This window comes from Shewanella sp. NKUCC06_TVS, assembly GCF_019345515.1.
Classification (GTDB): domain Bacteria; phylum Pseudomonadota; class Gammaproteobacteria; order Enterobacterales; family Shewanellaceae; genus Shewanella; species Shewanella oncorhynchi.
This window is the reverse complement of record NZ_JAHKQX010000016.1, coordinates 69,789-95,706: the sequence shown is the minus strand read 5'-3', so window position 1 is coordinate 95,706 and position 25,918 is coordinate 69,789. Positions and strand designations below refer to the sequence as shown.

The following is a 25,918-nucleotide window of genomic DNA, read 5'->3' as shown; positions in this document are numbered from 1 at the left end:
AATAAGGATATGCGATGATGAATGGTATTGATTTAGACTTGTTTGATTCTTGTGCATTTATGTTATCACCTGAGGGGGAGTGGTTAGGCGAGAATCAAATTTTCTCAAATAATAATTATTTAAAAAATGCCAAGAAAAAAATAATTCAGCATTTTGAAAAACTTAAACAGAATATCACGCCTAATGAATGCTTAATGATAGGAAGTAACTGTTTAAAGTTTAGCCTATTAAAGATGGTCAATAAAAATTTTATTGTGCTCTGTGTTGTAGAACATGATGCGCCAATAACAAAAAGTTTCGAGTATAGCCAATTTAGGTGTGAGAATCCTGCGGGTGATGACTCTAGATATCAGCAAATTGCTTCAGACGGTGTTCTTGTCATAAATGTTCTTGGCAATATTGATTTTATTGGTGGCGGGGTTAAATACTTTTTTCCATATTTACATTTTGATAATTATATTGGTAGGTCATTTTTTAGTTTAATTCAAGATATTGTTATCTATGAGATTGTTGGTGGAAATAATTATAGAATTATGAAGTGGTTTAGATATAAATGTGCAACTAATAAAAACATATGTCTATCTTTTAAAACTAAATCAGGGTTGTATTTTGAGTATAGAGATTTCTTCCTTGATGATGGAACTCGGTTTGGGTTAATTATAGATGAATCTAAACGATATGAGAAAGAAAAAGTATTAATAGAGAAATGTTCAGAGCTGGAACAATTGAATAGTTTTCAAAGTGATTTTATTGCCACTCTAGGTCACGAGATTAGAACACCATTAAATGCAGTGCTAGGCTTAATTGAGCTCAGTTTAGGTAATGTAAGGGCACAGGATAAGAAGTTATTATCTGTCGCATTCAGTACTTCAAAACAAGTTCTATTACTCATTAATAGTATGTTGGATTTTAAAAAGACAAATGAGAGTAGTGCAGATGTTAAAAATGACTCGGTAGATGTTAGGTTGTTAGGCGAATCTGTTGTTGATGCGTTTAGCCTTCAAGCAGATAAAAAAGACATTAATTTAGACTTTTTTATGCCATTGAATTTTAATCGCAGGGTTATTTGTGATGAAGTTAAACTAAATCAAGTTATCTATAATTTAATCTCCAATTCAATTAAGTTTTCCAATAAAATTGACTCGTCGATTCTATTAGACGTAGAAGTTCTGGAGCAGTCATTCGAAAATGTAAAACTAAAGTTTTCTGTTATTGATAATGGTATCGGTTTAACTGAAGAGGAACAATCAAAAGTGTTCGGTAAGTATGAGCAGGCATCATCAAATTCTTACCGTCAGTATGGTGGTGTTGGCTTAGGCCTATACATAAGTAAAAGTATATGTCGTTCAATGGGAAGTGACCTTCAGGTTATTAGTCGTATCGGTGATGGTAGCGTTTTCTATTTTGTTATTGATTTTGCTTTAGATAGTCACTTTACGGCACCTGATGTAAGCGGCTCCTATCGTTCTGATATTGATGCTTCAGTAACAGCATATACTAACAGTTCCATTTTTCACGAATCAGTTTCAAGATATTCCAAAGAGCTTGATTTCGAGTTGCTATATTTACCAAGTAATGAATTACTGGAATTTGAAACTGAAAGCTCAATACTTTTTATTGACTTGAATCAAAATGATATTATCTCAAAGAATGAATTTGTAACTAGTCTTTTTACAAGAAAAGAAAGAGTTGCAGAGTTGAGGAGAGTGTCACTTTCTAAGTCTAACTCCGACTACGAAGTGATTTCATATCCACCACTCAGAATTCAATCAGTAACTGATTTCGTTAATGTTAAAAATTATTTGAATATTATTGACGAGCAGGCTTCGGATAGTGCTGATTATATTAATATTAGTGTGTTAGTTATTGATGATTGTCAAGAAAACTTATTTGTCATCGAAAAGCAGTTATTATCTGTTGGAGTCATAGTTTCCTGTGTTCAAGATCCGATGCAAGCAATTGAGCTTTTTAAGACAAATAAATTTAATGTCGTTATTTCTGATGTGATAATGCCAACTATATCGGGCTCAGACCTCATTGGCGTCATTAGAGAAGTTGAAGGATATCGGGAATTAGCGCCATCGATTATTGTGATGTTGACCGCTGATCATGGCGACATATGTAAAGATGAATGTTTGCAGGCTGGAGCAAATCGCGTACTTGTAAAGCCTCTGACGTTGAATGATTTGATTGGCCTTTTAGATGAAGTAAAAGTCACTTTGTCAAATAATGCAAGTTTAAAAAAGTCTACAGTTAAAACTGATAATACTTCTTTTGATAATAGTTTTTTCTGTTGTGATGAAGCACCGCAGGAATTAGTAAATATCTTACAGATAGTCAACTTATCAGATATATATAACTTTATAGGTGAAGATATAAGCGATGAAGAATTATCTATTTTTTTAGAGCAATATTACAGTAATTTACTTGTTAAGCGTGAAGCATTAAGGTCTGCAATTGTGGATAATGATCTTCGTATTATTACTGCAATTAGCCATACCCTTAAAAGTAATTCTCTTTACATAGGAGCAAAAAAATTAAATTTATCTTGCCAAGAACTAGAGCGTGTTTCGCGTAACAATGCTATTGATTACAAAGTTATCTTAAAATGTTGGCAAGAGGTTGATGATGATTTATTTGCGTTAATTGAGTTTTTTATGCAAAGGAGTAATGCTAGTGGATAGAGTCAATTTTGAGCATATCGTTCTCTATACGAACGACCAAGATAATGATAGATTATTGATAAGTGTTCTAATTCGTCACTTTTCTCGTATTCATGTGATTAAAACGAATGCTGAGCTTGTTGAGCAAATCAAACAATCAACCCTAAAAGTGATTCTTGTTGCGGCTGAAACTTTACAAGAAACTTTACTTATTTATTACGAAGCCATAGAGGAATTGCAGGCTGTAGAAATATGTGAGCATGCTGTTGTTTCTCTTATTCCAAAACATCAAGAAAGAGAAGCGTACGAGGCTTATCGTAGTGGTGTGATTAATGATTATTTAATCGCTAGGCCAATGTATGAAGTACATAGGTCAATTATAATATGTACACATTTATTGCGGGAAATTGGGTTGAGAGGAAAATATAAAAAAGTAGAAGAGTTTGTAAATGTGCAAGATAACTACTCTTCGCATATCAAGGACATTGTCCTTAAAGGTGTTCAGCGCAAGAAGGATTTAGAACATAGCTTTGAATTAAGTTTGATTGAAATCGAGCAATCATTAGATAAGGCAGAAGCGCACCTTGCAAGTAATAGAACCGCTGAGTTAGATCTGGCTTCATTGAAGAAGATATTATCATTTATTCGTTCTAATGAAATTAGACCAGCTTTGTTGAAACTACAAAGTAAGGCGTTGCACTTACTTGAACTTGTTGTTACTGATGTATCAAATGTGGCGATGGTCGCAGAAGCCCCTTTGCCAGAACAGGAGCATATTGAGGTTAGCAACAAGGCAGCTCCAACCGTGCCAGATACTAAATACACGTTTAATCGATTGTATTCTGAGTCAAAAAATTCTCTTGTATCAGTTGAAGTTCCTATAGTACCAAAGATGTTAATTGTTGAGGATGATCACATTAGTTTGAATTTAACTATTATGCTTCTTAGAACGTATGCCATTGAACTTGATACATCATTGTCTGGACGTATGGCGTTAGATTTACTTTCTAAGAAAAAATATGACGTTATTTTAATGGACATAAATCTTCCTGATACTAATGGGTTTTATATTATTAACCACATTAATAAGTCTAATGGCATAAATGCAATTACGCCCATTGTTATGTTGACTGGGAATAAAAATAAGTCATCAGTTCAGCAGGCAATAGCTGCAGGAGCTAAAGGTTACATTATCAAACCACTATATAAGGATTCGATAATCAAGCTTTTTAGGAAGTATGATATTCCATTGCATTTGCGATAGTTCTATAGACAGGGGGTTCAATAGTGCTTGTATATTTTTAGTCTCACAGGTATGGGCCTATATCCTTACACGTAATATCTACCTTTTTAGGTATTTAAATTGTTGGGTTTTTATGTTGTACATTGTTCTTTGGGGTTTTTATTAGATTATACTGATGTTTTTTAAGTTATAGTCTTTAGCTTGAATATGATGTTCATCTGTGGAATGACCACCTATTGTTGGTTGGCGTTAGTGTCAATCATAGATCAAGGGAGTCGTTTTGATGGCGCTAGTTGTGATGGAGTTAGGATGGTTGACAATACTGTACATAATCATAAATCTCGGACTCAATATATTATTTTAGCTGTGGCTATTTATGCGCTTGCAGCGCTTGGATGGATCTTTTTATCCGATCAATTGTTGCTTGTATTTACGGACACTGAAACTGTGTTTCGTTTATCCCTCGCTAAAGGTTTTTTCTTTGTATTTACCAGTGCCTTTATCCTACTTTTTGTTCTGAATGCCGTTCCTGACCGTCATAATGCTCCATCGGGTAATTTGCTAGAAATAACCTTTGCTCGCTCTGTAGCGATAAGCAATATCTCATGGCTTAAATACATTGCGATATTGAGTTTTACGCTGATAACGCTATGGTTTGCCAATTCGCTTTCAGCTGAGCAGCACCAGCGCTTACTATTGCTGATTTTTATGTTGCCTATTTCATTAAGCGCTATTGGTGGCGGATTCGCCCCCGGATTAGTCGCGACATGTCTCTCTGTTCTGTGTGTCTATTATCTTCATCCAACCGCCAATAGTCTCGACAATATTCATTCGGTAGATTGGTTACAGCTTATTAGTCTAAGTGTTTACGGCATAGTGATCAGTGCACTGAGCGGCTATTTACGTGCCTCATTACAGAAATTGGATGTGAATCATCAACTGCTCGATTCTGTGGTTTCTCAAACAACCGATGGTATTTTTGTGAAGGATTTGGCGGGGCGTTATATCTTGGTCAACCAAGGTGCCGCTACCTTTGTCGGCAAGAGTATGAGTGACATATTGGGCAAAGATGACACTGATATTTTTGATGCTGACTCTATTGATATTATCCAAGAAAAAGATCGCACTGTATTAGTGTCCGCAATGGTCACTACACATAAAGAGTATTTACATATTCAGGGTGAAGCAGCCATTTTTCAAGTGACCAAAGGTCCTGTGTTTGACGCTCAAGGTGCAATTTGTGGCTTATTTGGAATAGCAAGGGATGTCACGACTCAAGAAAAAAATGCTGAACATTTACTCATTAGTGAGTTGGGATTAAAACAAGCACAACAATTATCAGGGATTGGCAGTTGGGAGTGGGATTTAGTTACTGATTCGCATACTTGGTCTGAACAGGTTTTTGTGATTTATGGCTTGCCATATAAAGAAGCCGCCCCTTCGATAGAACAAGTGCAGAAATTATTTACGCCTGAGAGTTGGGAAGCGTTAAGTACGCTGGTGATGCGATGTGTGCATACGGGAGAAGAGTATGAATGCGAAGCTGAGTTGCTAGAGCCTAATCGTGCCCATCGTTGGATTATGGCTAGGGGTCAAGCACAGCGTGATCCGCACGGTAAGATATTTAAATTGCACGGTACAGTGCAAGACATTACCCAGGCGCGACAGCTTCAACAACAACTAGCGGCTCAAACAGCACAATTGCAAAGGGTTATTCAAGGTTCTGAACAAGGATTCTGGGACTGGAATGCTGTTACTGGAGAAGTGCAAATCAGCCCAAGATTTGAAGCCATTTTGGGATATCAAGCTGGCGAGATGAAGTTGACGGTTAATAATTGGCGCCAATATGTGTATGTCGAAGATGTGCAAAATATAGAGCAACAGGTTCTACAGCATCTCATCCATAAAACAAGCAGTATAGAGTTGGAAGTGCGCTGCATTAAAAAGACTGGCGAGCTGTGCTGGATATTGTGTAAGGGGCGGGTCGTTGAAGAGGATAGTCAAGGTCGAGCGTTGATGATTTCGGGAACCCAAGCCGATATCACGTTATTAAAGACCCATGAGACTGAGTTAGATCGCGTGGCAAATTATGATGCACTTACAGGATTACCAAATCGTCGCTTACTTTTAGACCGTTTTCAGCAAATGATTGCCCATGTTCAACGTAATGGCAGTCTCTGTGCCGTGTGTTTTATGGACCTTGACGGGTTTAAGGTGATCAATGATCGTTATGGCCATGAGGTTGGTGACCAACTGTTGATCGCGATTGCAAATAATGTGTCTGTGGTGATTCGGCAGCAAGATACGTTGGCCCGGGTAGGAGGCGATGAGTTCGTTATCTTATTTGAGATGATGTCTGAGGAAGAATGTACTCAAGTACTATTACGAATACTGGCGGCGGTCGATCAGCCGATATTAATCGGTGATTTAAATCTTTGTTTAACGGCTTGTATTGGCGTGAGTTTGTATCCAGAGGATAACGTTGACCCCGACATTTTATTGCGCCATGCCGACCAAGCCATGTATATGGCAAAATCGGCAGGTAAGAATCGTTTCCAAATGTTTGATCCTGACATTGATCGTAACATTATTGCTCGGAGAACTTGGTTAGAAGAACTTAAGTCAGCTTTTGAACGTCATGAATTTGTGATGTTTTACCAACCAAAAGTGAATCTCGCTACCGGTAAAATTATTGGTGCGGAAGCCTTAATTCGTTGGCGTCATCCACTGCGAGGTATAGTCGGTCCGAGTGAGTTTTTACCGGATATTGCAGGCAGTGATCTTGAAATTGCTTTAGGTGAATGGGTTATCAATACTGCAGTAGCACAATGGCAGAATTGGCAACAGAGTGGTCGCCCGATAGCAGTAAGTATTAACGTAAGCGCTCGGCAGCTATTGGCTGAACACTTTAGCGCGTTCTTAAAATCGACGTTAATGCAATATCCCGATTTGACGGCCTCGGATCTAGAATTGGAAATTTTAGAGAGTGCCGCCATTGAAGATATGACATTGGCAATTGAGATCCTTCAGGAATGTAAGCGTTTGGGTGTCCATTTTTCCCTAGATGATTTTGGTACAGGTTATTCGTCGTTAACGTATTTACGCCAATTACCCATATCGACGATAAAAATTGATCAGAGTTTTGTGCGAGGTATGCTCGATAGCGAAGATGATTGGCGTATCGTGGAGGGTGTTATCCGCTTAGCGTCAGTATTTAATCTTAATGTGATTGCTGAAGGTGTTGAAACCATTGCCCATGGTAAAAGTTTAGCTGAATTGGGCTGCCAATTGTGCCAAGGCTACGGCATTGCTCGGCCTATGCCTGTAGAGGAGTTTGCTCTTTGGTACGATGAATGGCCATCGCAATATCAACAGATTAAACATGAATTCAAGCAAATGGACGAATTGCATCTTTAATAGCAAGTTACAGAGAGTTTTTAGCTGGCTTTAAGGATTTAGGTGCTCACTCGTGTATTTGGAATGGACTTATTTGGCGTGATGGTTCTTATCTGGAGCAAAAGTTGGCGCTGGGCTAATCTTTTGCTCCATAGTTCAGAATACTTTTAGTGTTTAATCTATATTTCTTTTTGATTTACTCGGGTTGATAGCTCTGAAGCGCTTTCTTTGCGTTCGCTATATCGGTTCGTGAGGAAATCAACATTGCCCCTCAGGAGTAAAGTGAACTTCATCAATTCCTCCATAACATCAACTACGCGATCGTAGTAAGGCGAAGGTTTCATTCGGCCTGCCTCGTCAAACTCTAACCAAGCTTTTGCGATTGAAGATTGGTTGGGTATGGTGAACATGCGCATCCATCGGCCCAATATTCGCATTTGGTTTAGTGTGTTGAAGGACTGTGAACCACCACTCACCTGCATTATTGCTAATGTCTTACCTTGTGAAGGCCGGACAGCACCTTCAGCCAAAGGGATCCAATCAATTTGAGCTTTCATAATACTGGTCATCGCACCGTGGCGTTCTGGTGAACACCACACCATGCCTTCGCACCAACGTACCATTTCTCTTAGTTCCATGACTTTGGGGTGACTGTCAGGCGCATCATCAGGAAGTGGGAGTCCAGAAGGGTTAAAAATACGCACCTCTGCGCCCATGTGTGTTAATAGTCGAGCGGCTTCTTCCGTCGTCAGTCGGCTATAGGAGCGTTCTCGTACTGAGCCATAAAGCATCAGTATTCTAGGCGGGTGGGTTAAAGGAGTTAGATTAAAACAGTCCATATCCATGTTATTAACCATTAATTCTTGTTTGAGCGCTGGCATATCGTGGTTTAGTGGTTTCATGTGCGAACTCTTTGTCCCTGTTCATTAATGATGATTTCGCCATCTTCTTTGGTGAAAGGGCCTTGTTGTGCTTTGGTCAAAATATCAAGCACTGTCTCAGACGGGCGACAGAGTTTTGTGCCTCGCGGCGTAACGACGATAGGACGGTTAATTAAAATGGGATAAGTCAGCATGAAGTTAATCAGTTCTTCATCATTAAATGTGTCTTCAGAAAGTCCTAGTCGTTCAAATGGTTCAACATTGTTGCGTAGCAATGAACGCACAGAGATTTTCATCTCATTAATTAACTTAAGTAATTCATTGCGGGAGGGCGGCGTTTCTAAGTAGTGGATGATTTGGGGTTCGACTCCACTATTACGGATCAACGCTAAAGTGTTGCGCGATGTACCACAGGCTGGATTGTGGTAAATCTTAATGCTGTCATCAATCATATTAGTCATAACATGTCTCTGATAAATAATCGCTTATAAATTTATCCATAGGCACTAAACAGATGCTCTAGTGCCCATGGACGAAGATTAGAAGGAGAGGCGCAGCGCCAGTGCCGCTAGGGTGACAAATAGCACAGGTAGCGTCATCACTATGCCGACGCGGAAATAATAACCCCAGGTAATATTAATATTTTTCTGCGCCAGTACATGCAGCCATAGCAGGGTTGCTAAACTGCCGATGGGGGTGATTTTAGGACCTAAATCGCTACCAATCACGTTAGCGTAAATCATGGCTTCTTTAATCACGCCAGTTGCATTGCTACCGTCTATCGACAGGGCGCCAATTAACACCGTTGGCATGTTGTTCATGATGGAGGATAAAAACGCGACCAAGAAGCCTGTGCCCATAGTGGCAGCCCAAAGCCCTTGTTCAGCCAAGCTATTTAATACGCTCGATAGGTAATCGGTTAAGCCTGCGTTGCGAAGACCATAAACCACTAGATACATGCCTAGTGAAAAGATCACTATCTGCCATGGCGCGCCGCGCAGTACCTTAGTGGTATCTATGGCATGGCCTTTTTTCGCGACAACAAACAGGATCAGGGCACCTACGGTAGCCACTAAACTCACGGGCACACCGAGCGGTTCTAAGCCAAAAAAGCCCACCAAGAGTAAGATTAATACGCCCCAACCGGTTTTAAAGGTGTTGAGGTCGCGAATGGCGGCCTTAGGTTCGCGTAGTTTTTGCAAGTCGTAGGTCGCGGGAATATCTTTGCGGAAAAACAGATGCAGCATGACTAAGGTGGCACTAATAGCTGCAATATCGACGGGCACCATCACAGAGGCGTATTCGTTAAAGCCTATGTTGAAGAAGTCCGCTGAAACAATATTGACTAGGTTAGAGACAATTAACGGCAAACTTGCGGTATCGGCAATAAAACCCGCCGCCATTACAAAGGCTAAGGTTGCTCCGGCGCTAAAGCCCAGAGCCAGTAACATCGCAATTACGATCGGGGTGAGGATCAGCGCCGCGCCATCATTGGCGAACAATGCGGCAACAGTAGCGCCGAGTAACACTATGTAAGTAAAGAGTAAACGGCCACGACCTTTGCCCCAACGGGCAACATGCAGCGCGGCCCATTCGAAAAATCCCGACTCATCTAATAATAAACTGATAATGATCACGGCAATAAAGGTGGCGGTCGCATTCCAGACAATATTCCATACCACAGGAATATCCCCTAAGTGCACCACACCCAGTAGTAGGGCCAATACGGCGCCCAAGGTAGCACTCCAACCTATGCCTAACCCCTTAGGTTGCCAAATTACTAACACTATGGTGAGAACAAAAATTGCCCCTGCTAACCACATACAAGCTCCTCAAAGAGTAGAGATTGTCTACCCTCAACCATAAAATAATGCCCTCACCTAACGATATTGTCGGTGGGTTTGAATGATTTTTTATATATGAATTTTCGTATGTATCTTAGTGTTGAACACTATACTCAAACACCATTTTGACTAATGCGTGAAACTTAAGGTGATCTTATATACGGATATTTACATATATGAAAATTCTTATATATTGTACAAGGTCTTTCCAAAAGATCCATAGCCATGAAAAACGAGTGTTGTTTCTTACCGCTCACAGCTTGCTGTTTGAATGAACCTTTAGGAAAGTTAACAAAAGGATCAAAATGTTTGTATTAGTTCAGTCTAAGGGCATCAATGATTAATCCAACCCAGTTTTTTAAATGTTTAGCCGATGAAACCCGCTTGCGTTGCATGATGTTGATCCAGCAAGAGGGGGAGCTCTGTGTCTGTGAATTGACCGAGGCATTGCAAGAGACCCAGCCTAAGATTTCGCGACATTTGGCCCAATTACGTAAATGCGGTTTATTAGTTGATCGCCGTCAGGGGCAATGGATTTTCTATCGTATCAATAATGACTTACCCGAATGGAGTCAGTTAGTGTTGAGTGAAGTTACCAACCAAAACACTGTATTCCTTGAAGAAAATATGCGTAATTTGTGCAAGATGGGCGGGCGTCCTGACCGTGCTAAAGCTTGCTGCTAGAAGGCTAGCAGCAAAAATTTAACCTCAAATATACGTTTTTTCATATGTTTACGTGTATAAAGTTTTGCTTAATATTAAGGTGGCGTAACAATGCTGCAAATATTTTCAGATTTAGCAAGCTGGTTAACTTTTGATTTGATGGGTTTAGAGCCCAATACTAAGCTCGCCGACGCCATCCATTTTTTTATTGAAGATACCACTAAGATTTTTGCGCTCCTGTTGCTGATGATTTATGGCATCGCTTTGGTGCGGGCCTCGCTCAATGTCGAGCGGGTTCGGGATTACTTGGCGGGTAAAAATCGTTTTGTCGGTTACTTTATGGGATCGGGTTTTGGCGCTGTTACCCCATTCTGCTCATGTTCGAGCATTCCTGTTTTTTTAGGTTTCACTTCCGCGGGGATCCCCGTTGGGATCACTATGGCATTTCTGATCACTTCGCCGTTAATTAATGAAGTCGCCGTACTGTTGCTTGTGAGTCTGCTTGGCTGGCAGTTCACTGTGATATACGTGCTGGTCGGCATGTCAGTGGGTATGTTGGCGGGGGCATTTTTGGACTCGATTCGCGCTGAGCGTTGGCTGCAGTCCTTTGCCGCCAAAGCACTCGAGCAAGGTCAGGCGCAAGCAAGTCACGATAATAACGAGGGTATGACATCAACATCCATGACGTTAACCGAGCGACATGAATTTGCGAAAGGCGAGACCCTAGAGATTTTTGGCAGAGTGTGGAAATGGGTCATTATTGGGGTTGGGCTTGGCGCCGCACTCCATGGATTTGTGCCTGACGGTTGGATCGAAGCCCACTTAGGCGATGGTCAATGGTGGTCAGTTCCTGCGGCGGTATTGATTGGTATTCCTCTGTATTCCAATGCCACAGGGGTTATCCCTATCATGGAGAGCCTTATCACTAATGGCTTGCCCGTAGGGACGACATTGGCATTTTGTATGTCTACGGTTGCCGCCAGTTTTCCCGAGTTCATTTTGCTCAAGCAGGTGATGCAATGGCGTTTGCTGGCCATCGTTTTTTCTATTTTATTGATTTCATTCACCTTAATCGGTTGGATCTTTAACGCTATAGGTCCCATTCTGTGAGAATTATAAAAATGTTAAACATCAAAGTATTAGGTAGTGGATGCGCTAAATGCACTAAAACCGCTGAGATCATTACGGCCATTGCCAATGAGAAGGGCATCAGTATTGCTCTAGTAAAGGAAACCAATCCAGAAGTCATCATGGGCTATAAGGTGATGAGTACACCCGCTGTGGTGATTGATGAGAAGCTAGTGCATTGGGGCTCCATTCCCCATAGAGCCATGATTGAATCTTGGTTAGTGCGGTAATACTTAAATGTCACATCCATTTGATATTTTGCCGCTAGAGAGTGGTGCTAGGTTGATTTTTACGCCTTGCCCAGGGACTAAATCTGTCCCTGTGACAGAGGCGGTGGCAAGCCTTAAAGCGGCGGGAACTGAGGTCATCATAACCTTAATGCCACTTGCCGAATTGCAAACATTTGGTGCTGCATTATTGCCCGATATTTGCCATGAAGCGGGGATCCGTTGGTTGCATTTACCTATAGAAGATGATGCGGCACCCGCAGAGGCATTCGAGCTCGGGTTTGCGCGACACAAAGCAGAACTGCTGGTATTGATGCAAACTCAATCCACAGTTGCCATTCATTGTCGCGGTGGTTCCGGTCGCACAGGATTAATGGCGGCAATCTTGCTGTTACTGGGGGGAGGCTCCTTGGCAGAAGTGATAACCCAAGTGCAATCCATTCGCCCTAATGCCTTAACCAATGTGCATCAGCGCGGTTATATCGAACAGATAACGCTTTAATATTAAACAAATAATATAAAACACCTAATATAAAACTGAGTGTGAAGGATGCAGGTATGACAATCAAAATCGGGATAAATGGCTTTGGCCGTATGGGACGTTTAGCACTGCGCGCCGCTTGGGGCTGGGATGAGGTTGAGTTTGTGCAGATTAATGATCCCGCAGGGGATGCGGCGACCTTAGCCCATTTGCTGACATTCGATTCTGTGCATGGCCGCTGGCAACATGAGGCGAGCAGCGATGGCGATGACATCATTATCGATGGCAAGCGTATTCGCTGTACTCGCAATAAAACCATCGGGGAAACTGATTGGTCCGCCTGTGATGTGGTGATTGAAGCTTCGGGTAAGATGAAAACCAAAGCAGTGCTACAAGCTTATTTAGATCAAGGCGTTAAACGCGTTGTTGTCACAGCGCCTGTTAAAGAAGAGGGTGTGTTAAACGTTGTCATGGGAGTGAATCATCAACTCTATGACAAAGCTATTCATCCTATTGTGACTGCGGCCTCCTGTACTACTAACTGTTTGGCGCCGATCGTTAAAGTGATCCACGAAAACCTCAGCATAGTGCATGGTTCCATGACAACCATTCATGATATTACCAACACTCAAACTATTTTAGATGCACCGCATAAAGATCTCCGCCGTGCGCGGGCCTGTGGTTTAAGCCTTATCCCTACGACAACAGGCTCAGCGACGGCCATTACCCATATTTTCCCTGAACTCAAAGGTAAGCTCAACGGCCATGCCGTGCGGGTGCCGCTTGCGAATGCCTCATTAACCGATTGCGTGTTCGAGGTGAGTCGCAAAACGACCGAAGCTGAAGTCAATCGCCTGTTAAAAGAAGCGGCAGACGGACCGCTAAAAGGCATTTTAGGTTATGAGGAACGTCCATTAGTCTCGGTCGATTATAAAACCGATCCGCGTTCGAGCATTATCGATGCGCTATCGACCATGATTATCAATGGCACTCAGGTCAAACTCTACGCTTGGTATGACAACGAGTGGGGTTATGCCAATCGCACCATCGAACTGGCCCGCATGGTCGGTCTGATGGATAAGGCATAGGCTTTATGGCTAAGCTGACAGGGTTCTTGTCTAACATATCACCCGAGATCCGCCAGTATTTGGTGGTCACAGGCAACTATTGGGCATTCACGCTTACCGATGGCGCATTACGTATGTTAGTGGTGCTCTATTTTTATGGCTTAGGTTATAGCCCGCTGCAAATTGCCATGCTATTCCTCTTCTATGAAATCTTTGGGGTGGTAACGAACTTAGTCGGCGGCTGGCTTGGGGCGCGTTTAGGCTTAAATAAGACCATGAATGTGGGCCTATTTATGCAGATTGTCGCCCTTAGCATGCTGCTTGTGCCTAGCGGTATGCTGACGGTTGCTTGGGTGATGGCGGCGCAGGCCTTGTCGGGTATCGCTAAAGATCTCAATAAGATGAGCGCTAAAAGCAGTATCAAGTTGTTGGTGCCTAGTGATGCTCAGGGTGAGCTGTATAAGTGGGTTGCCATGCTCACTGGATCCAAAAATGCGCTAAAGGGCGCGGGGTTCTTCTTGGGCGGCGCCTTACTGACCCTGTTTGGATTCCAGCAGGCCGTGTTAGGCATGGCGATTGGCCTATTACTGGTGTGGATTTTTAGTCTGTTAAGTTTGCTGCGCGATTTAGGTAAAGCTAAAAACAAACCTAAGTTCACGGAAATTTTCTCTAAGAGTCCGGCGGTAAACACGCTTTCTGCCGCACGCATGTTTTTGTTTGGTGCGCGGGATGTGTGGTTTGTGGTGGCTTTACCCGTTTATTTGGCCTCAGCCTTTGGTTGGGATCATTGGTATGTCGGCGGTTTTCTCGCACTCTGGGTGATAGGTTATGGCATAGTGCAAGGCTTCGCACCTCGCTTGACGGGGACAAAGTCGGCGGGCAAAAACAAGGTTCCCGATGGACGTAGCGCCTTAGGTTGGGCGGCGATATTGAGCATAGTGCCGGCAGGCATTGCGCTGGCGATAAGTTATGACTTCCATGCCGCGAATATACTGATTTGGGGATTGATGCTGTTTGGCGCCTTATTCGCGATCAACTCTTCATTACACAGCTATCTTATCGTCAGTTATGCGGATGAAGATGGCGTATCGTTAGATGTGGGTTTTTACTACATGGCTAATGCTATGGGGCGTTTGATCGGAACTGTGTTGTCTGGCTGGGTGTATCAAGTGTATGGCATGGCGGCTTGTCTGTGGATATCGGCGGCATTTATTGCGTTAGCGGCGCTTATCTCAATCAAACTACCTCGGCATAAAGCGATATCAGATGGTGCTTAATACTTATCTAAGCTATCCCTGAGTTGTTGCGGTTGTTTTTATTCAATACCCACCAAAGTATGGTGGGTATTTTAATCACTCTGATGTTAACTGAAGTTTTTTGATTTTGAGCAAACAACTCTCTATACTCCGGCCTGTTTTATACACGTCATTATGTCGCTATTCCCAATAGCACAACTATTTTTAATGCAGTCAAATTTGAGTTGGCTCATATAAGTGAGGTTATTTTTCGGTGATGAGCATTAAGCCGCATTAGTTTAATCCTTCCTTCTTGGATCGTTAAGATCCGTCCTTAGTTGCTACCGACTCGGTAGTTGTTTTGCAGTACCCCATAATCCCAATTGCATTCCGTCACCTTGACGCATAAGTACCTTATTGGCTATGCGCTGACATTTGAGTCAAGTGTTGATATTAGCTATTGGAAGATATGATTAAATTTCAATCAGAGTGAGTGACATGATACAAACCATGAAAAAAGAGTGGTTCTCCAACATACGCGGAGATCTGTTAGCCGGTATTGTGGTTGCACTGGCGTTAGTCCCTGAGGCGATTGCCTTTTCTATTATTGCAGGCGTCGATCCTAAAGTCGGCCTGTATGCTTCATTCTGTATCGCAGTGGTCATCGCGTTTACAGGTGGTCGTCCTGGAATGATCTCTGCCGCAACGGGTGCTATGGCGTTGTTGATGGTGACCTTAGTGAAGGAACACGGCCTCGAGTATTTACTCGCGGCGACCCTATTAACTGGTGTGCTGCAAATTGCCGCGGGTTACTTAAAGCTAGGAAGCTTGATGCGTTTCGTCTCCCGCTCTGTGGTGACAGGCTTTGTGAATGCGCTGGCGATTCTGATCTTTATGGCCCAGTTGCCCGAACTGACCAATGTGACTTGGCATGTGTATGCGATGACGATTGCAGGTCTTGGTATTATCTATTTATTCCCACTTATCCCTGTGATTGGTAAATCCTTACCTTCGCCTCTCGTGTGTATTGTCGGATTAACGCTTTTTGCGGTTTATATGGGGTTAGATATTCGTACTGTCGGTGACATGGGACAACTACCTGATACTTTGCCTATTTTCCTCTGGCCTGAAGTGCCATTGACCCTTGAAACTCTGATGATCATCTTCCCTTATTCGGCCGGCCTTGCCGTGGTGGGTTTGCTGGAATCTATGATGACAGCCACCATAGTTGATGACTTAACCGATACCCAAAGCGATAAAAACCGCGAGTGTAAGGGCCAAGGTATTGCCAATATCGGCGCGGGTTTAATGGGCGGTATGGCCGGTTGCGCTATGATTGGTCAGTCGATCATCAACGTTAAATCGGGTGGTCGCGGACGGTTATCGACCTTTTCAGCGGGGGTATTCCTACTCATATTGATTGTATTCCTCGGCGAATGGTTAAAGCTCATCCCTATGGCGGCACTGGTTGCCGTGATGATCATGGTGTCTATCGGTACTTTCTCTTGGGATTCAATTCGTAATCTTAAGCATCATCCAATATCAACCAACCTTGTGATGGTGGCGACCGTTGCTGTGGTGGTCGCTACCCATAACTTAGCTATGGGAGTATTTGTGGGGGTATTACTCGCGTCCCTGTTCTTTGCTAATAAAGTGGGCCGTTTTATGGTGGTTGAGAGTGTAACGGCTGCTGCCGACGCAGGTCGCCATTATCAAGTTATTGGGCAAGTCTTTTTTGCCTCGGCAGATAAGTTCAGTAATTCATTTGATTTTAGGGAAGTGGTTGATAAGGTGACTATCGACTTATCTCAAGCGCATTTTTGGGATATTACCGCGGTATCGGCCCTAGACAAGGTAGTGATTAAATTCCGTCGCGAGGGAACTGAAGTGGAGTTAATTGGCCTTAACCAAGCCAGTGCAACCATAGTCGATAAATTTGGGGGGCACGATAAGCCTGAAGACGTTGAAAATATGATGTCTGGTCACTAAGCCCTTAGCAACACAGGAAAAGGAAAATAACGATGACAAATGTGATTGCTTGTATCGACGGTTCAAAAGTGACACTCGCCGTATGTGATGCTAGTTGCTGGGCCGCTCAGCAACTGGATGCCTCAGTAATTCTATTGCATGTATTGGATAAGTCAGCCTATCCGATAGAGTCAAATCTGTCAGGAAATATTGGCCTAGGTACACGGGAGCACTTGCTCAATGAAATGGTTGAGCTCGAAGCGCGCCGAGGCAAGCTGGCACTCGAGCAGGGTAAGTATATGTTGCAAGATGCGCAAACGCGCATCGTGGAGGCACAACCCGCAGTCGTGGTTGAAACCTTGCAGCGTCACGGCGATTTAGTCGAAACTCTGTTAGAGCAAGAATCCCATGCCAGACTGGTGGTGATGGGCCGTCAAGGGGAGCAGCATCAAGACCAAGCGCAGGCCATTGGCAGCCATTTAGAAAATGTCATTCGCACGCTTAAGCAGCCTATTTTAGTGGTGATGGAAGAGTTTACTGCACCGAAGCGATTTATGATCGCCTATGATGGCAGCATTACTGCGAAAAAAGCCCTTAATCAAGTACTAACGAGTCCGCTCTTGAAAGGGCTCGAATGTCATTTAGTGATGGTGTCTGATGATCAATCGCTGGCGACAGCTGAACTGGCGTTGGTGACCGAATCTCTGATTGCGGCGGATTTCAATGTGGTTACCGCCGTTTGTCAGGGAGAAGTGCAAACGGCCCTTGAGATCTATCAACTTGAGCATCAAATCGATCTTATGGTGATGGGCGCCTATGGTCATTCGCGTATTCGGGAGTTTTTTGTGGGTAGTAATACCACAAGGATGATCAGTAAAAGCCATATCCCCTTATTATTACTTCGCTAAGTTAAATATGCATTTCAACTTATTTCGCTCAATTCTAATGACTTGGTTTTAGTTAGAACATCTGAGTCAGAAGCTTGAGGTAATCATTTAAGAAAAAACGGCGAGCATTTAGGCTCGCCGTTTGATATCACAGCCGAATGGCTCGTCTTAGTTAGCTTTAGGCTCAAAGCTAAAGGCTTGACCCGCAAGAGCGGCTTCAAACATTAAGCCGCCTTTTGCTGCGGTAAATACTGCCATACCGTTGATATAAGAGCCGCTTGCGGAGCGATTACCACCCGATTGGCCTGCGCCTGCTGAGTTGCCTGTGGTTCCTGCTTGAGCGCTTGCTCCCATGTTGATGGCAACTGCCGACGCTTGGGCGTCAAACTCGAAACTGCCGCTCGTGAAGGCTTCATAGGCTTTGGCATCTTTAAAAAAGATGATCTCGCTGTAGGCTTGTCCACCTAATTGAAAACCGATGGATAATTGAGTCAGACTCGAATCACCCATATAGGCACCGCCTTGGTAGACTCGGCCTTTGCCATAGGCTGCACCGATCCCAATTCCGCCTTTACCCACAGTTGGGAATAAAGCATAGCCATAGGCTGTGTCGAAAAATTTACTGGTTTCTTTCGCTTTTTGGAAATTGACTACTGCCTGATCGTAGCTTTCATCTGCATGTGCAGTTGGGGCAGCAAATAGGCTCACAATAAGGCATGTTGATGCCGCAATGGCTGTTAAAAATGATTTCATGGTAACGCCTCTTCAAGTCTTTAGTTGTTCCAGACTAGCCTTTATCGACACAAATGACAGCCAAAAGTGACATATGTGTCAGCTTAGGTTCAGTGTTCGACTTAATGGTTGGAGTGATATTGGTGGTGATGATTGGAGTGCAGTTTCGCCAATTAGTTCTTAGGTGGCGAAGAACCTTGGTTTTTTTCTGCATCGTCCTGCTGAATTTGATGCAAAAATTCATACTCCTCTGGGGTGAGAATATTTTCAATGACGAGTGGGCGTTGCTCTAGCTCTGGTTCGGCCATGCGGCCTTTTAAGTAGGCAGAGCGGGTGATTTGCTTTAGCCCATATACCGCCAGCATATACATGCTCAGTAGTAAGGTCAGCCTTGGCAATGCGTGGGAAAGTAGCGATAGATTATCACCAAGATAGAAAGGCAAAATCACCACAAATACGCGGATTAACCAATTCAACAACATGGCCAAGGTCAAGCTTATCAGCCAACGAAACCGAATGGTGCCGAGCGCCTCTTGGGTTTGAGTGACATCTCTTTGATTGCGTTTATGTCGACGAAACAACATCCACAGCGCGATAAAGTAAAAACAGGTTTGTACAGATAACAGCGCTGGGAGTAGAGCACCCCATTGGCTGATACTCATTTCTTTAAGCATCAGAGCTATGGGTTGCCACTCGTTAATGGGATGCGCAGTTAATCTTAGGGCAATATCTAAAATGGCGAAAACTAATGTTAATGCAGATGGCCAGTAATGCTTTGAAAACCCTAGCGGTTTATTGGTTGGTGCTAAACTGCGTTTGCAATATAGATAGAGCAAAGGCATGAGCAAAAAATAGATGGGGTTAATCAGATTGAATAGGATATGAATGGGAATTGGACTGTTATCGCGGTTCAACATACCCGTGAGGAAGTATAGAGCAATAAGACTTAAGAAAGCGGCGAGGAGTTTTTGGTTAGCGTCTGGGTGATAAAAATAGCGAATATAAATAGCTAACGCGAGGCAATGTACGCCTCCAAATAATGACAACCACCAGTAAGCTTGAGTGAAAAAACTATGAAACTCGTTCATATGCGATACCTCGAGCCCTGTTATATCAGGGAAATCGGCTCGGTAAAAGTATCGCCGTTAGTTTTTCTGTTGGCTTGCTATGCGCTGATGGCGATTTGAAGCCGCCTCGGGCACAACGCTGGGAACAGGAATGCGTTCTGCGAGTAAGTGCTTGATTGCACGAACGGGATGCGGTAATAACATCCGTGGACCAGAAAAGATCATGATCTCTTTGACGATTTGTTTCTGCGCAGGTTTGTAGCAATGCACTGGGCATTTATTACAGGTGGGTTTGTTTTGTCCGTAGGGGCAGCGATCTAGGCGTGTTGCGGCATAATCCAATAACTCAATGCAATCTGCACATAGGCTCGTCGCGTCTTGGCCTTGGTGTTTCGCCTTGCAATAAATCGTCACCATTGCGGCAATGGTTTGGTGTTCGTACAGGAGTTTGCCCGTAAGCAGTGTGGCTGTGCCCATTGGAATACCTTAGCTTGTCACTCGGATATCCCATCATAGGCAGTGAAATTGGCGCTGACAAAACGAAAGCACCAATTTATGAAGGTGCGCACAAAATGGGGCTTTAAATAATCCAACTATCCCTAATGTCACGCCTAAAAATAAACCTTAGATATGCATCACTTTGTCGGCAGCCAGTGTCCAGCGAGTTAAATCTTGCAGTGTGCCTATATGCGCACCTTCGATAATCATTTCCGCAGTGACGCCTCGCGCTTGAGCGCAGGTCTTGCAAAGTAGAATCGGAACTTGCTGTGCCGAGAGAATTTCAAACATCTGCTGCAGGTTGTAGCTTAAGTCCGGTGTGGTTTGATTTTTGAGTGCGCCAAACACGGCATCTGACATGAGAAAAAGTTTAAGATCGACCGCTTGCTCGTCCTGATCCTTCAGGGCTAATGCGATGCGTAAGCTATTAAATAGCTTTTCTGTTCCGTAGGGACTGGCATGGGCCACGATAAGAATACTTTGCATCAGGTTTTCCTTATGTTTGTTATAAGCAGGTGGATGGGGGGATTAGGGAACTCGATTGTGCCAGTCTAGCGCAATTGGCTATAACTATTTGAGCGCAAGATCGTATAAAAAGGCATAAATACTTGATTTGCACCGACACAATGGACTTTAATAGCGGTTAATCTCTGCTCAATTTTTAGCTAGACTCGGTTGCCATAGACACTGTCCTGATGGACGTTGGCAAACCCATTGACACGGCTTCTGATGAGAAGCGGCCATCAAAGGTGAACAAGAATGAAGATCTTAGTCGTATTTATACTGATTGCTGTCGGGGTGTTTTTATTCCTTCGCGCGCAGCGATTGGCGAAAGAAGAACAAGAGGCGATGAAACCCAAGTCGACCTCGGTAAAACCTGTAGTTCCCACCGAAGAGGCACCTATTTTCTCCGCTGCTGAGCCCGAGCGTGTAGAACCTGAGCCAGTTAAAAGGATTGAGGATACTGGCGTGGCTGAAGTAGAGCCCGTTATCGAAGTTGAAGCCGAATTAATGCCCCGTGAGACCGAAAGCCCTGCGAGCATTTCGGTGGCGCTAGACACAGATATTATCGAAGTCGATATACCTGCAGCCCATAACGAAGAGGCGGTGATCATTTTAGGCACTACGCCTACAGATGAACAAGCTGACACCCAAGATGACGCAGAGCCAGCATCGAACACACGTTCTGAGGTCGGTGCGCCAGGGGCTTGGGCGAATGTGACTTTAGTTCGGGCCTTTGAGGAGTATCAAGGAGCGACGTCAGCCAGTGCTCGCTATACCGCGCTGCAAAACATGATTGCTGAATGCTACAAACAGCGTAAATCGGCGGATTACCTCAACTATGGTGCTCAATTAGCGGAAGAGTATATTGCACTGTTCCAAGCGGCTAGCGCCGAGCAAGGCAAAGATACTGAGCTTAAATCTTCCGGTTTCCTGCATTTAGCCACCTTGCTAAATGATACCCAAGCCTTCGATGCCGCCATTGTCATCTGTCGTAAAGCACTCGAGCTTGGGCTGAGCGATGGCACTGTCACTGGCTTTGAGGGCCGAATCAACCGGATTGAGAAAGCACAGACTAAAGCAACCACGGCTTGATATGTTGTAGGGAGCGCTTAGCGGGTAAACCCTTAGTCGAAAAGCGGTTATTTCCCTCGTCTAAGCAGTGTAGAATCCCTGCTAACTGAATGCGCAAAAGGCGAACTAAGGTTCGCTTTTTTTATGGGCTTAATAGGGGAAAAATGAAACTAAGCTATGCCTTACCGAATGTCTTATTCGGGCTTGGATTATTGCTACTCAGTGGCTGTACTAAAACCCCAGAATGGACCCTATTTTATTATCCCGATGTGAGTGCCATTCCGGTGACACCTTTGCAGGCCGAAGATATTAATGGTTACTACGATACTCTAGAGCAATGCCAGAGCAAGGCTCATGGTATGCAACGTCTAAGTCGTTCTGGCGTGAGTGGTTTTGGCCTTGGATCTTATCAATGTGGGCACCTATGTGAGTTCGACGATAAGTCGGTGCTGGTTTGCAAGACCATGAGCCAATAGGTGGACAAGATGAAGTTTAAACAGGATTTTTTTACTCAGCTGCCTGAGTTTTACTCGCAAGTATATCCACAAGGGATAACTAAGCCTGAATGGCTGGCATGGAGTAATGACGCCGCGCAATTGATTGGCTTGAGCCAACCCACCGATGAGTTGTTATTGGGCTTATCTGGCAATGCGGCCGTCGATGGCGCGACCTACTATGCCCAAGTGTATAGCGGCCACCAATTTGGCGGTTACACGCCGCGCTTAGGGGATGGACGTTCGATCATTTTAGGTGAAGCGATTGGTCCACATGGCGCATGGGATGTCGCTCTTAAAGGCGGCGGTCCGACGCCTTATTCGCGCCGTGGTGATGGCCGTGCTGTGATGCGCTCCGCAGTGCGCGAGTTTTTAGTCTCTGAGGCGCTGCATCATCTGCATGTGCCGACGACCCGCGCCTTGGCTGTGATTGGCTCTGACTTGCCCGTATGGCGCGAGAGCCAAGAAACCGCAGCCATTACCGTACGTTTAGCCCGTAGCCATATTCGTTTCGGTCATTTCGAGTTTTTCTGCCACAGTGAGCGCGGCCGTGCCGATAAGCTGACTCAATTACTCAACTTCACTATTACTCAGCACTATCCCCATTTGAGTTGTGATGCCGCAGGTTATAAAGCGTGGTTTTTACAGGTAGTGCAAGATACCGCTAAGATGATTGCCCACTGGCAGGCGGTCGGTTTTGCCCATGGCGTGATGAACACAGACAATATGTCGATTCTAGGTGACAGTTTTGACTTCGGTCCCTTTGCGTTCCTCGATACATTCCAAGAAGACTTTATCTGTAATCATTCTGATCCCGAAGGTCGCTATGCCTTTGGTCAGCAGCCGGGCGTCGGTTTGTGGAACTTGCAACGTTTAGCGCAGGCGCTCACACCAGTGATCCCATCCGATGACTTAATTGCCATTCTTAATCAATACCAAGAGGCGCTAGTGCAGCCTTATTTGCGCTTGATGCGGGCAAAACTAGGTCTATCAGCAGTTGATGTTTCGTCGGTAGAGCAGGACAAACAGGATCTCGAACTTATAGGTCGATTTACTGTGCTGATGGAGAAAAATCAACTCGATTACACTCAGACTTGGCGTCAATTAGGCAAGTTAGATCCAACCAGCAAACACAGTGCGCTGCGGGATGACTTTATCGATGTCTGTCAGTTTGATGTTTGGTATCAAGCCTATCAACAGCGATTGGGCGTGGTGGCTGATATCCCAGCGTGGCAAACTGAGCGCAATAGTGTGAATCCCAAATATATTTTGCGTAACTATTTAGCCCAAGAGGCGATAATCGCAGTGGAAGAGGGTAATCTTGCGCCGCTGCATTTGCTGCAAAAAATCTTAACTCAGCCCTTTGCCGAACACGCAGAGCATGAAGACTTAGCCAAGCGTCCACCGGACTGGGGCCAAGGTTTGATCATGTCATGTAGTAGTTGATGGGATAACAAGCATGAAATTACCAAGCACACATTTAAAAGCCATAAGCTTAGATACCATTAGCTTAGATAGAAACGCCTTAAGTTTAGCGGTCAGTGCGGATATCGATTTTGATCGTTTCGCCGACTTTGCCGAACCCTTAGCCGCGGCGCTCGATTGCACTGTGCGCGAGCGTCAGTGGGGCGCCGACAGGCATCAATGGTTATTAGAATTTGAAGGCAGCCAGTTATGGCTCAATTATGAGTTTTACGGCAACATTTGCTGGCTCTCGACCGAACGAGAAGCCGATTTTGAGGTGCTGGAATACTTAGCCACTTTGCTGCTACCTCACCTAAGAGTGAACTGAATATGAGTCAGAATATGACGCCACCAGCCACGAGTTCTAGCGGCGCTGAGTTCCATTTTCAAGCCCTAACACCGGATTTGATCTTAGATGCGATCGAAAGTCTGGGCGTGTACCCGGAAACGGGCTTACTCGCGCTGAACAGTTACGAGAACCGCGTGTATCAGTTCCGTAGCGATGAAGGGCTGCGTTATGTGGTGAAGTTCTATCGCCCAGACCGTTGGAGCGATGTGCAGATCCAAGAGGAACATGATTATGCGCTCGCACTCGCGGCAGAAGATATCCCGATTGCCGTACCTGTAATTATCGAAGGCCATACGTTACACAAGTACCAAGGTTATCGATTTACCCTGTTTCCTTCCTTGGGTGGTCGCGCCTTCGAAGTCGATAATTTAGAGCAGCTGGAATTAGTGGGTCGGTTCATCGGTCGGATACACCAGTACGCGGCGCAAACGGTATTTGCTGAACGTGAACCGCTGAATCCGCAGATTTTAGGCGCCGAGCCGCTCGCGTGGTTAAAGCAATCTAATCTGGTGCCTAATAGCCTACGCTTGCCCTTCTTTACCGTATTAGAGCAGGTGCTGGCAAAGGCGAATGCGATTTGGGATCGCCAAGATTTTGCGGCCATTCGCTTACACGGCGATTTACACCCAGGCAATATTTTGTGGACGCCAGACGGTCCCGGATTCGTCGATTTAGACGATGCTCGCATGGGGCCAGCGATTCAAGATTTATGGATGATGCTAACCGGGGATAGAGCGCAGCAACTGATGCAGCTTGAGATTTTACTCGAAGCCTATGAAGAATTTTGTGAGTTTGATACAAGACAGTTAGCCTTGATTGAACCGTTGCGGGCGCTGCGTATGGTGCATTACAACGCGTGGATTGGCCGTCGCTGGGACGATCCGGCTTTCCCGATGAACTTCCCGTGGTTTGGGGATGAAAAGTATTGGGAACAGCAGATTTTGGCGTTCAAAGAGCAATTATTTGCCCTTAGCGAACCACCACTGAGCCTAGTGCCGTATTAGCATTGAGCAAAATATGATTTCACAGACGTATCTTGTGACATTAGATTGAACTCTTAAGCTTGAGTTACACTCAAAAAATGGAATATGTTAGTCTCCAGCCAATTTATCAAAATGATTTAAGGAATTTTCATGAAAAAAGTATTACTCATGGCCGCGGCTCTGTTAATGGCGCCACTGGCAGTATCGGCTGTGGAATACCAAGAAGGTGTGCATTACACAGTGATTAACGATGGCCCAGCAACTGCGAAGCCTGAGATTACTGAGTTTTTCTCTTTCTATTGTCCGCATTGTTTTACTTTCTCTAAAACCGTAGTGCCAAAAATTCTCACCGAGAAGCCAGAAGGCGTTGCGTTTAACCAAGCACACGTTGATTTTATCGGCAAAGAGATGGGGGTTGAAATGTCACGCGCATTTGCAGTCGCACATCAGTTAAACGTCGATGAGAAAATGGATGCGGCGTTATTCTCTGCTATTCATGAGAAGAAACAGCATTTTACTAATCGCGATGATGTTCGTGCTGTGTTTATTGCTAACGGTGTCGATGGTAAAACCTTCGATGCGGCTGCAGAGTCTTTCATGGTAAAGGCGCAAATGGCAAAGATGAAGCGTGATACTGAAAATGCTAAGCTGACGGGTGTACCTGCTCTGGTTGTTAACGGTAAGTACCGTGTTGAAACAGGGGCAATCAAATCCTACGACGAGCTGTTAGAAATTGCTTTCTACCTAGCAAAAAAATAGTTCGATAGGCGTTACCCGCACTGCTGTCATATGAGCGGATGATAATGCTGTATCGATTGCATGTTAAAGAGAGCCTAAGGGCTCTTTTTTATTGGGGCGGTTGGCAACAACAAGGCAAATAGCGCTTTGATAGGGAGTTTAACGTACTGAGTTAGGCCTCTGTAGGCTAGTCGTTTGAACTTATGGAATAAAGACGAGGCAAAAAATGGGCAAAAAAAACCGTACTTCTTGTAAAAGAAAGTACGGACTTGAGCCAGAGGACTCATTTTTACCCTGAGTAACGCTAATAATTTAGCAGAGTGTCAAAAAATTGG

At 44.2% G+C, this 25,918-nt stretch carries 24 protein-coding genes; 17 read left to right on the top strand and 7 right to left on the bottom strand.

Features of this window, described 5'->3' with window-relative positions; genetic code table 11:
• Nucleotides 1–14: 14 nt before the first annotated feature.
• The 3 genes from KO531_RS17265 (at nucleotide 15) to KO531_RS17255 (ending at nucleotide 7,323) form a co-directional block, all read left to right on the top strand.
• Entirely contained in the window at nucleotides 15–2,684 is a 2,670-nt protein-coding gene (locus KO531_RS17265; RefSeq protein WP_219251798.1) for an ATP-binding protein, read from the top strand.
• Entirely contained in the window at nucleotides 2,677–3,927 is a 1,251-nt protein-coding gene (locus KO531_RS22600) for a response regulator (RefSeq protein WP_219251797.1), read from the top strand. The genes KO531_RS17265 and KO531_RS22600 overlap by 8 nt, the downstream gene beginning before the upstream one ends.
• Nucleotides 3,928–4,215: 288 nt before the next feature.
• Nucleotides 4,216–7,323, top strand: a complete 3,108-nt coding sequence (locus tag KO531_RS17255; protein WP_219251796.1) for an EAL domain-containing protein — start codon at nucleotides 4,216–4,218, stop codon at nucleotides 7,321–7,323.
• 158 nt (nucleotides 7,324–7,481) lie between these two features.
• On the opposite strand, the gene arsH is transcribed toward KO531_RS17255, so the two are convergent.
• From arsH to KO531_RS17240, 3 genes are all read right to left on the bottom strand, one after another.
• Nucleotides 7,482–8,183, bottom strand: coding sequence for an arsenical resistance protein ArsH (gene arsH, locus KO531_RS17250; RefSeq protein WP_105253012.1), 702 nt, complete (start codon nucleotides 8,181–8,183; stop codon nucleotides 7,482–7,484).
• Nucleotides 8,184–8,200: 17 nt separating this feature from the next.
• Nucleotides 8,201–8,635, bottom strand: coding sequence for a glutaredoxin-dependent arsenate reductase (gene arsC, locus KO531_RS17245; RefSeq protein WP_219251832.1), 435 nt, complete (start codon nucleotides 8,633–8,635; stop codon nucleotides 8,201–8,203).
• An 87-nt stretch (nucleotides 8,636–8,722) separates the two neighbouring features.
• Nucleotides 8,723–10,006, bottom strand: a complete 1,284-nt coding sequence (locus tag KO531_RS17240; protein WP_219251795.1) for an arsenic transporter — start codon at nucleotides 10,004–10,006, stop codon at nucleotides 8,723–8,725.
• Between the two features lie 357 nt (nucleotides 10,007–10,363).
• On the opposite strand from KO531_RS17240, the gene KO531_RS17235 reads away from it, so the two are divergent.
• The 8 genes from KO531_RS17235 (at nucleotide 10,364) to KO531_RS17200 (ending at nucleotide 17,704) form a co-directional block, all read left to right on the top strand.
• Nucleotides 10,364–10,711 carry a metalloregulator ArsR/SmtB family transcription factor gene (locus tag KO531_RS17235; RefSeq protein WP_105250495.1) on the top strand — a complete coding sequence of 116 codons (348 nt, stop codon included), beginning with the start codon at nucleotides 10,364–10,366 and terminating at the stop codon, nucleotides 10,709–10,711.
• A gap of 90 nt (nucleotides 10,712–10,801) precedes the next feature.
• On the top strand, nucleotides 10,802–11,800 hold the full coding sequence (locus KO531_RS17230) for a permease (protein ID WP_219251794.1): 999 nt from the start codon (nucleotides 10,802–10,804) through the stop codon (nucleotides 11,798–11,800).
• A gap of 11 nt (nucleotides 11,801–11,811) precedes the next feature.
• Nucleotides 11,812–12,048, top strand: coding sequence for a thioredoxin family protein (locus KO531_RS17225; protein WP_219251793.1), 237 nt, complete (start codon nucleotides 11,812–11,814; stop codon nucleotides 12,046–12,048).
• A gap of 7 nt (nucleotides 12,049–12,055) precedes the next feature.
• A complete protein-coding gene (locus tag KO531_RS17220) occupies nucleotides 12,056–12,547 on the top strand; it encodes a protein phosphatase (RefSeq protein ID WP_219251792.1) in 492 nt (163 codons plus the stop codon).
• A 56-nt stretch (nucleotides 12,548–12,603) separates the two neighbouring features.
• Nucleotides 12,604–13,614, top strand: coding sequence for an ArsJ-associated glyceraldehyde-3-phosphate dehydrogenase (locus KO531_RS17215; protein WP_219251791.1), 1,011 nt, complete (start codon nucleotides 12,604–12,606; stop codon nucleotides 13,612–13,614).
• Between the two features lie 5 nt (nucleotides 13,615–13,619).
• Nucleotides 13,620–14,870 carry an organoarsenical effux MFS transporter ArsJ gene (gene arsJ, locus KO531_RS17210; RefSeq protein ID WP_219251790.1) on the top strand — a complete coding sequence of 417 codons (1,251 nt, stop codon included), beginning with the start codon at nucleotides 13,620–13,622 and terminating at the stop codon, nucleotides 14,868–14,870.
• A gap of 456 nt (nucleotides 14,871–15,326) precedes the next feature.
• Nucleotides 15,327–16,817 carry a SulP family inorganic anion transporter gene (locus KO531_RS17205; protein ID WP_219251789.1) on the top strand — a complete coding sequence of 497 codons (1,491 nt, stop codon included), beginning with the start codon at nucleotides 15,327–15,329 and terminating at the stop codon, nucleotides 16,815–16,817.
• 32 nt (nucleotides 16,818–16,849) lie between these two features.
• On the top strand, nucleotides 16,850–17,704 hold the full coding sequence (locus tag KO531_RS17200) for a universal stress protein (RefSeq protein ID WP_219251788.1): 855 nt from the start codon (nucleotides 16,850–16,852) through the stop codon (nucleotides 17,702–17,704).
• A gap of 147 nt (nucleotides 17,705–17,851) precedes the next feature.
• Here the strand turns inward: KO531_RS17200 and KO531_RS17195 are convergent, their stop codons facing one another.
• The 4 genes from KO531_RS17195 to KO531_RS17180 form a co-directional block, all read right to left on the bottom strand.
• A complete protein-coding gene (locus KO531_RS17195) occupies nucleotides 17,852–18,436 on the bottom strand; it encodes a YSC84-related protein (protein WP_219251787.1) in 585 nt (194 codons plus the stop codon).
• Nucleotides 18,437–18,588: 152 nt separating this feature from the next.
• Nucleotides 18,589–19,503 (bottom strand): hypothetical protein, encoded by a 915-nt coding sequence (locus KO531_RS17190; RefSeq protein WP_219251786.1) that lies wholly within the window; start codon nucleotides 19,501–19,503, stop codon nucleotides 18,589–18,591.
• Between the two features lie 57 nt (nucleotides 19,504–19,560).
• Entirely contained in the window at nucleotides 19,561–19,959 is a 399-nt protein-coding gene (locus KO531_RS17185) for a nitrous oxide-stimulated promoter family protein (protein WP_071940633.1), read from the bottom strand.
• A 147-nt stretch (nucleotides 19,960–20,106) separates the two neighbouring features.
• The gene (locus KO531_RS17180; RefSeq protein WP_006083495.1) at nucleotides 20,107–20,466 is read right to left on the bottom strand and encodes a DsrE family protein; all 360 of its coding nucleotides are present in this window, start codon (nucleotides 20,464–20,466) and stop codon (nucleotides 20,107–20,109) included.
• A gap of 273 nt (nucleotides 20,467–20,739) precedes the next feature.
• Here KO531_RS17180 and KO531_RS17175 point away from each other — a divergent pair, with 273 nt between their 5' ends.
• The 6 genes from KO531_RS17175 to KO531_RS17150 all read left to right on the top strand — a co-directional run bounded on the left by KO531_RS17175 (nucleotide 20,740) and on the right by KO531_RS17150 (nucleotide 25,604).
• Nucleotides 20,740–21,576, top strand: coding sequence for a hypothetical protein (locus tag KO531_RS17175; protein ID WP_198573246.1), 837 nt, complete (start codon nucleotides 20,740–20,742; stop codon nucleotides 21,574–21,576).
• Between the two features lie 143 nt (nucleotides 21,577–21,719).
• Entirely contained in the window at nucleotides 21,720–22,031 is a 312-nt protein-coding gene (locus KO531_RS17170; protein ID WP_113941607.1) for a hypothetical protein, read from the top strand.
• Between the two features lie 9 nt (nucleotides 22,032–22,040).
• On the top strand, nucleotides 22,041–23,495 hold the full coding sequence (locus tag KO531_RS17165; RefSeq protein ID WP_219251785.1) for a protein adenylyltransferase SelO: 1,455 nt from the start codon (nucleotides 22,041–22,043) through the stop codon (nucleotides 23,493–23,495).
• A gap of 13 nt (nucleotides 23,496–23,508) precedes the next feature.
• The gene (locus KO531_RS17160; protein WP_219251784.1) at nucleotides 23,509–23,841 is read left to right on the top strand and encodes a DUF3630 family protein; all 333 of its coding nucleotides are present in this window, start codon (nucleotides 23,509–23,511) and stop codon (nucleotides 23,839–23,841) included.
• Between the two features lie 2 nt (nucleotides 23,842–23,843).
• Nucleotides 23,844–24,866: a serine/threonine protein kinase gene (locus KO531_RS17155; RefSeq protein ID WP_219251783.1), complete on the top strand. Its 1,023-nt coding sequence runs from the start codon at nucleotides 23,844–23,846 to the stop codon at nucleotides 24,864–24,866.
• 129 nt (nucleotides 24,867–24,995) lie between these two features.
• Nucleotides 24,996–25,604 (top strand): thiol:disulfide interchange protein DsbA/DsbL, encoded by a 609-nt coding sequence (locus KO531_RS17150; RefSeq protein WP_131524948.1) that lies wholly within the window; start codon nucleotides 24,996–24,998, stop codon nucleotides 25,602–25,604.
• Nucleotides 25,605–25,918: the final 314 nt, after the last annotated feature.

Excerpts from the sequence above, each read along its gene's own strand:
- KO531_RS17265 (WP_219251798.1), top strand. The coding sequence starts at position 15 with ATGATGAATGGTATTGATTTAGACTTGTTTGATTCTTGTGCATTTATG.
- KO531_RS17255 (WP_219251796.1), top strand. The coding sequence starts at position 4,216 with ATGGTTGACAATACTGTACATAATCATAAATCTCGGACTCAATATATT.
- arsH (WP_105253012.1), bottom strand. The coding sequence starts at position 8,183 with ATGCCAGCGCTCAAACAAGAATTAATGGTTAATAACATGGATATGGAC.
- arsC (WP_219251832.1), bottom strand. The coding sequence starts at position 8,635 with ATGATTGATGACAGCATTAAGATTTACCACAATCCAGCCTGTGGTACA.
- KO531_RS17240 (WP_219251795.1), bottom strand. The coding sequence starts at position 10,006 with ATGTGGTTAGCAGGGGCAATTTTTGTTCTCACCATAGTGTTAGTAATT.
- KO531_RS17235 (WP_105250495.1), top strand. The coding sequence starts at position 10,364 with ATGATTAATCCAACCCAGTTTTTTAAATGTTTAGCCGATGAAACCCGC.
- KO531_RS17230 (WP_219251794.1), top strand. The coding sequence starts at position 10,802 with ATGCTGCAAATATTTTCAGATTTAGCAAGCTGGTTAACTTTTGATTTG.
- KO531_RS17225 (WP_219251793.1), top strand. The coding sequence starts at position 11,812 with ATGTTAAACATCAAAGTATTAGGTAGTGGATGCGCTAAATGCACTAAA.
- KO531_RS17220 (WP_219251792.1), top strand. The coding sequence starts at position 12,056 with ATGTCACATCCATTTGATATTTTGCCGCTAGAGAGTGGTGCTAGGTTG.
- KO531_RS17215 (WP_219251791.1), top strand. The coding sequence starts at position 12,604 with ATGACAATCAAAATCGGGATAAATGGCTTTGGCCGTATGGGACGTTTA.
- arsJ (WP_219251790.1), top strand. The coding sequence starts at position 13,620 with ATGGCTAAGCTGACAGGGTTCTTGTCTAACATATCACCCGAGATCCGC.
- KO531_RS17205 (WP_219251789.1), top strand. The coding sequence starts at position 15,327 with ATGATACAAACCATGAAAAAAGAGTGGTTCTCCAACATACGCGGAGAT.
- KO531_RS17200 (WP_219251788.1), top strand. The coding sequence starts at position 16,850 with ATGACAAATGTGATTGCTTGTATCGACGGTTCAAAAGTGACACTCGCC.
- KO531_RS17195 (WP_219251787.1), bottom strand. The coding sequence starts at position 18,436 with ATGAAATCATTTTTAACAGCCATTGCGGCATCAACATGCCTTATTGTG.
- KO531_RS17190 (WP_219251786.1), bottom strand. The coding sequence starts at position 19,503 with ATGAACGAGTTTCATAGTTTTTTCACTCAAGCTTACTGGTGGTTGTCA.
- KO531_RS17185 (WP_071940633.1), bottom strand. The coding sequence starts at position 19,959 with ATGGGCACAGCCACACTGCTTACGGGCAAACTCCTGTACGAACACCAA.
- KO531_RS17180 (WP_006083495.1), bottom strand. The coding sequence starts at position 20,466 with ATGCAAAGTATTCTTATCGTGGCCCATGCCAGTCCCTACGGAACAGAA.
- KO531_RS17175 (WP_198573246.1), top strand. The coding sequence starts at position 20,740 with ATGAAGATCTTAGTCGTATTTATACTGATTGCTGTCGGGGTGTTTTTA.
- KO531_RS17170 (WP_113941607.1), top strand. The coding sequence starts at position 21,720 with ATGAAACTAAGCTATGCCTTACCGAATGTCTTATTCGGGCTTGGATTA.
- KO531_RS17165 (WP_219251785.1), top strand. The coding sequence starts at position 22,041 with ATGAAGTTTAAACAGGATTTTTTTACTCAGCTGCCTGAGTTTTACTCG.
- KO531_RS17160 (WP_219251784.1), top strand. The coding sequence starts at position 23,509 with ATGAAATTACCAAGCACACATTTAAAAGCCATAAGCTTAGATACCATT.
- KO531_RS17155 (WP_219251783.1), top strand. The coding sequence starts at position 23,844 with ATGAGTCAGAATATGACGCCACCAGCCACGAGTTCTAGCGGCGCTGAG.
- KO531_RS17150 (WP_131524948.1), top strand. The coding sequence starts at position 24,996 with ATGAAAAAAGTATTACTCATGGCCGCGGCTCTGTTAATGGCGCCACTG.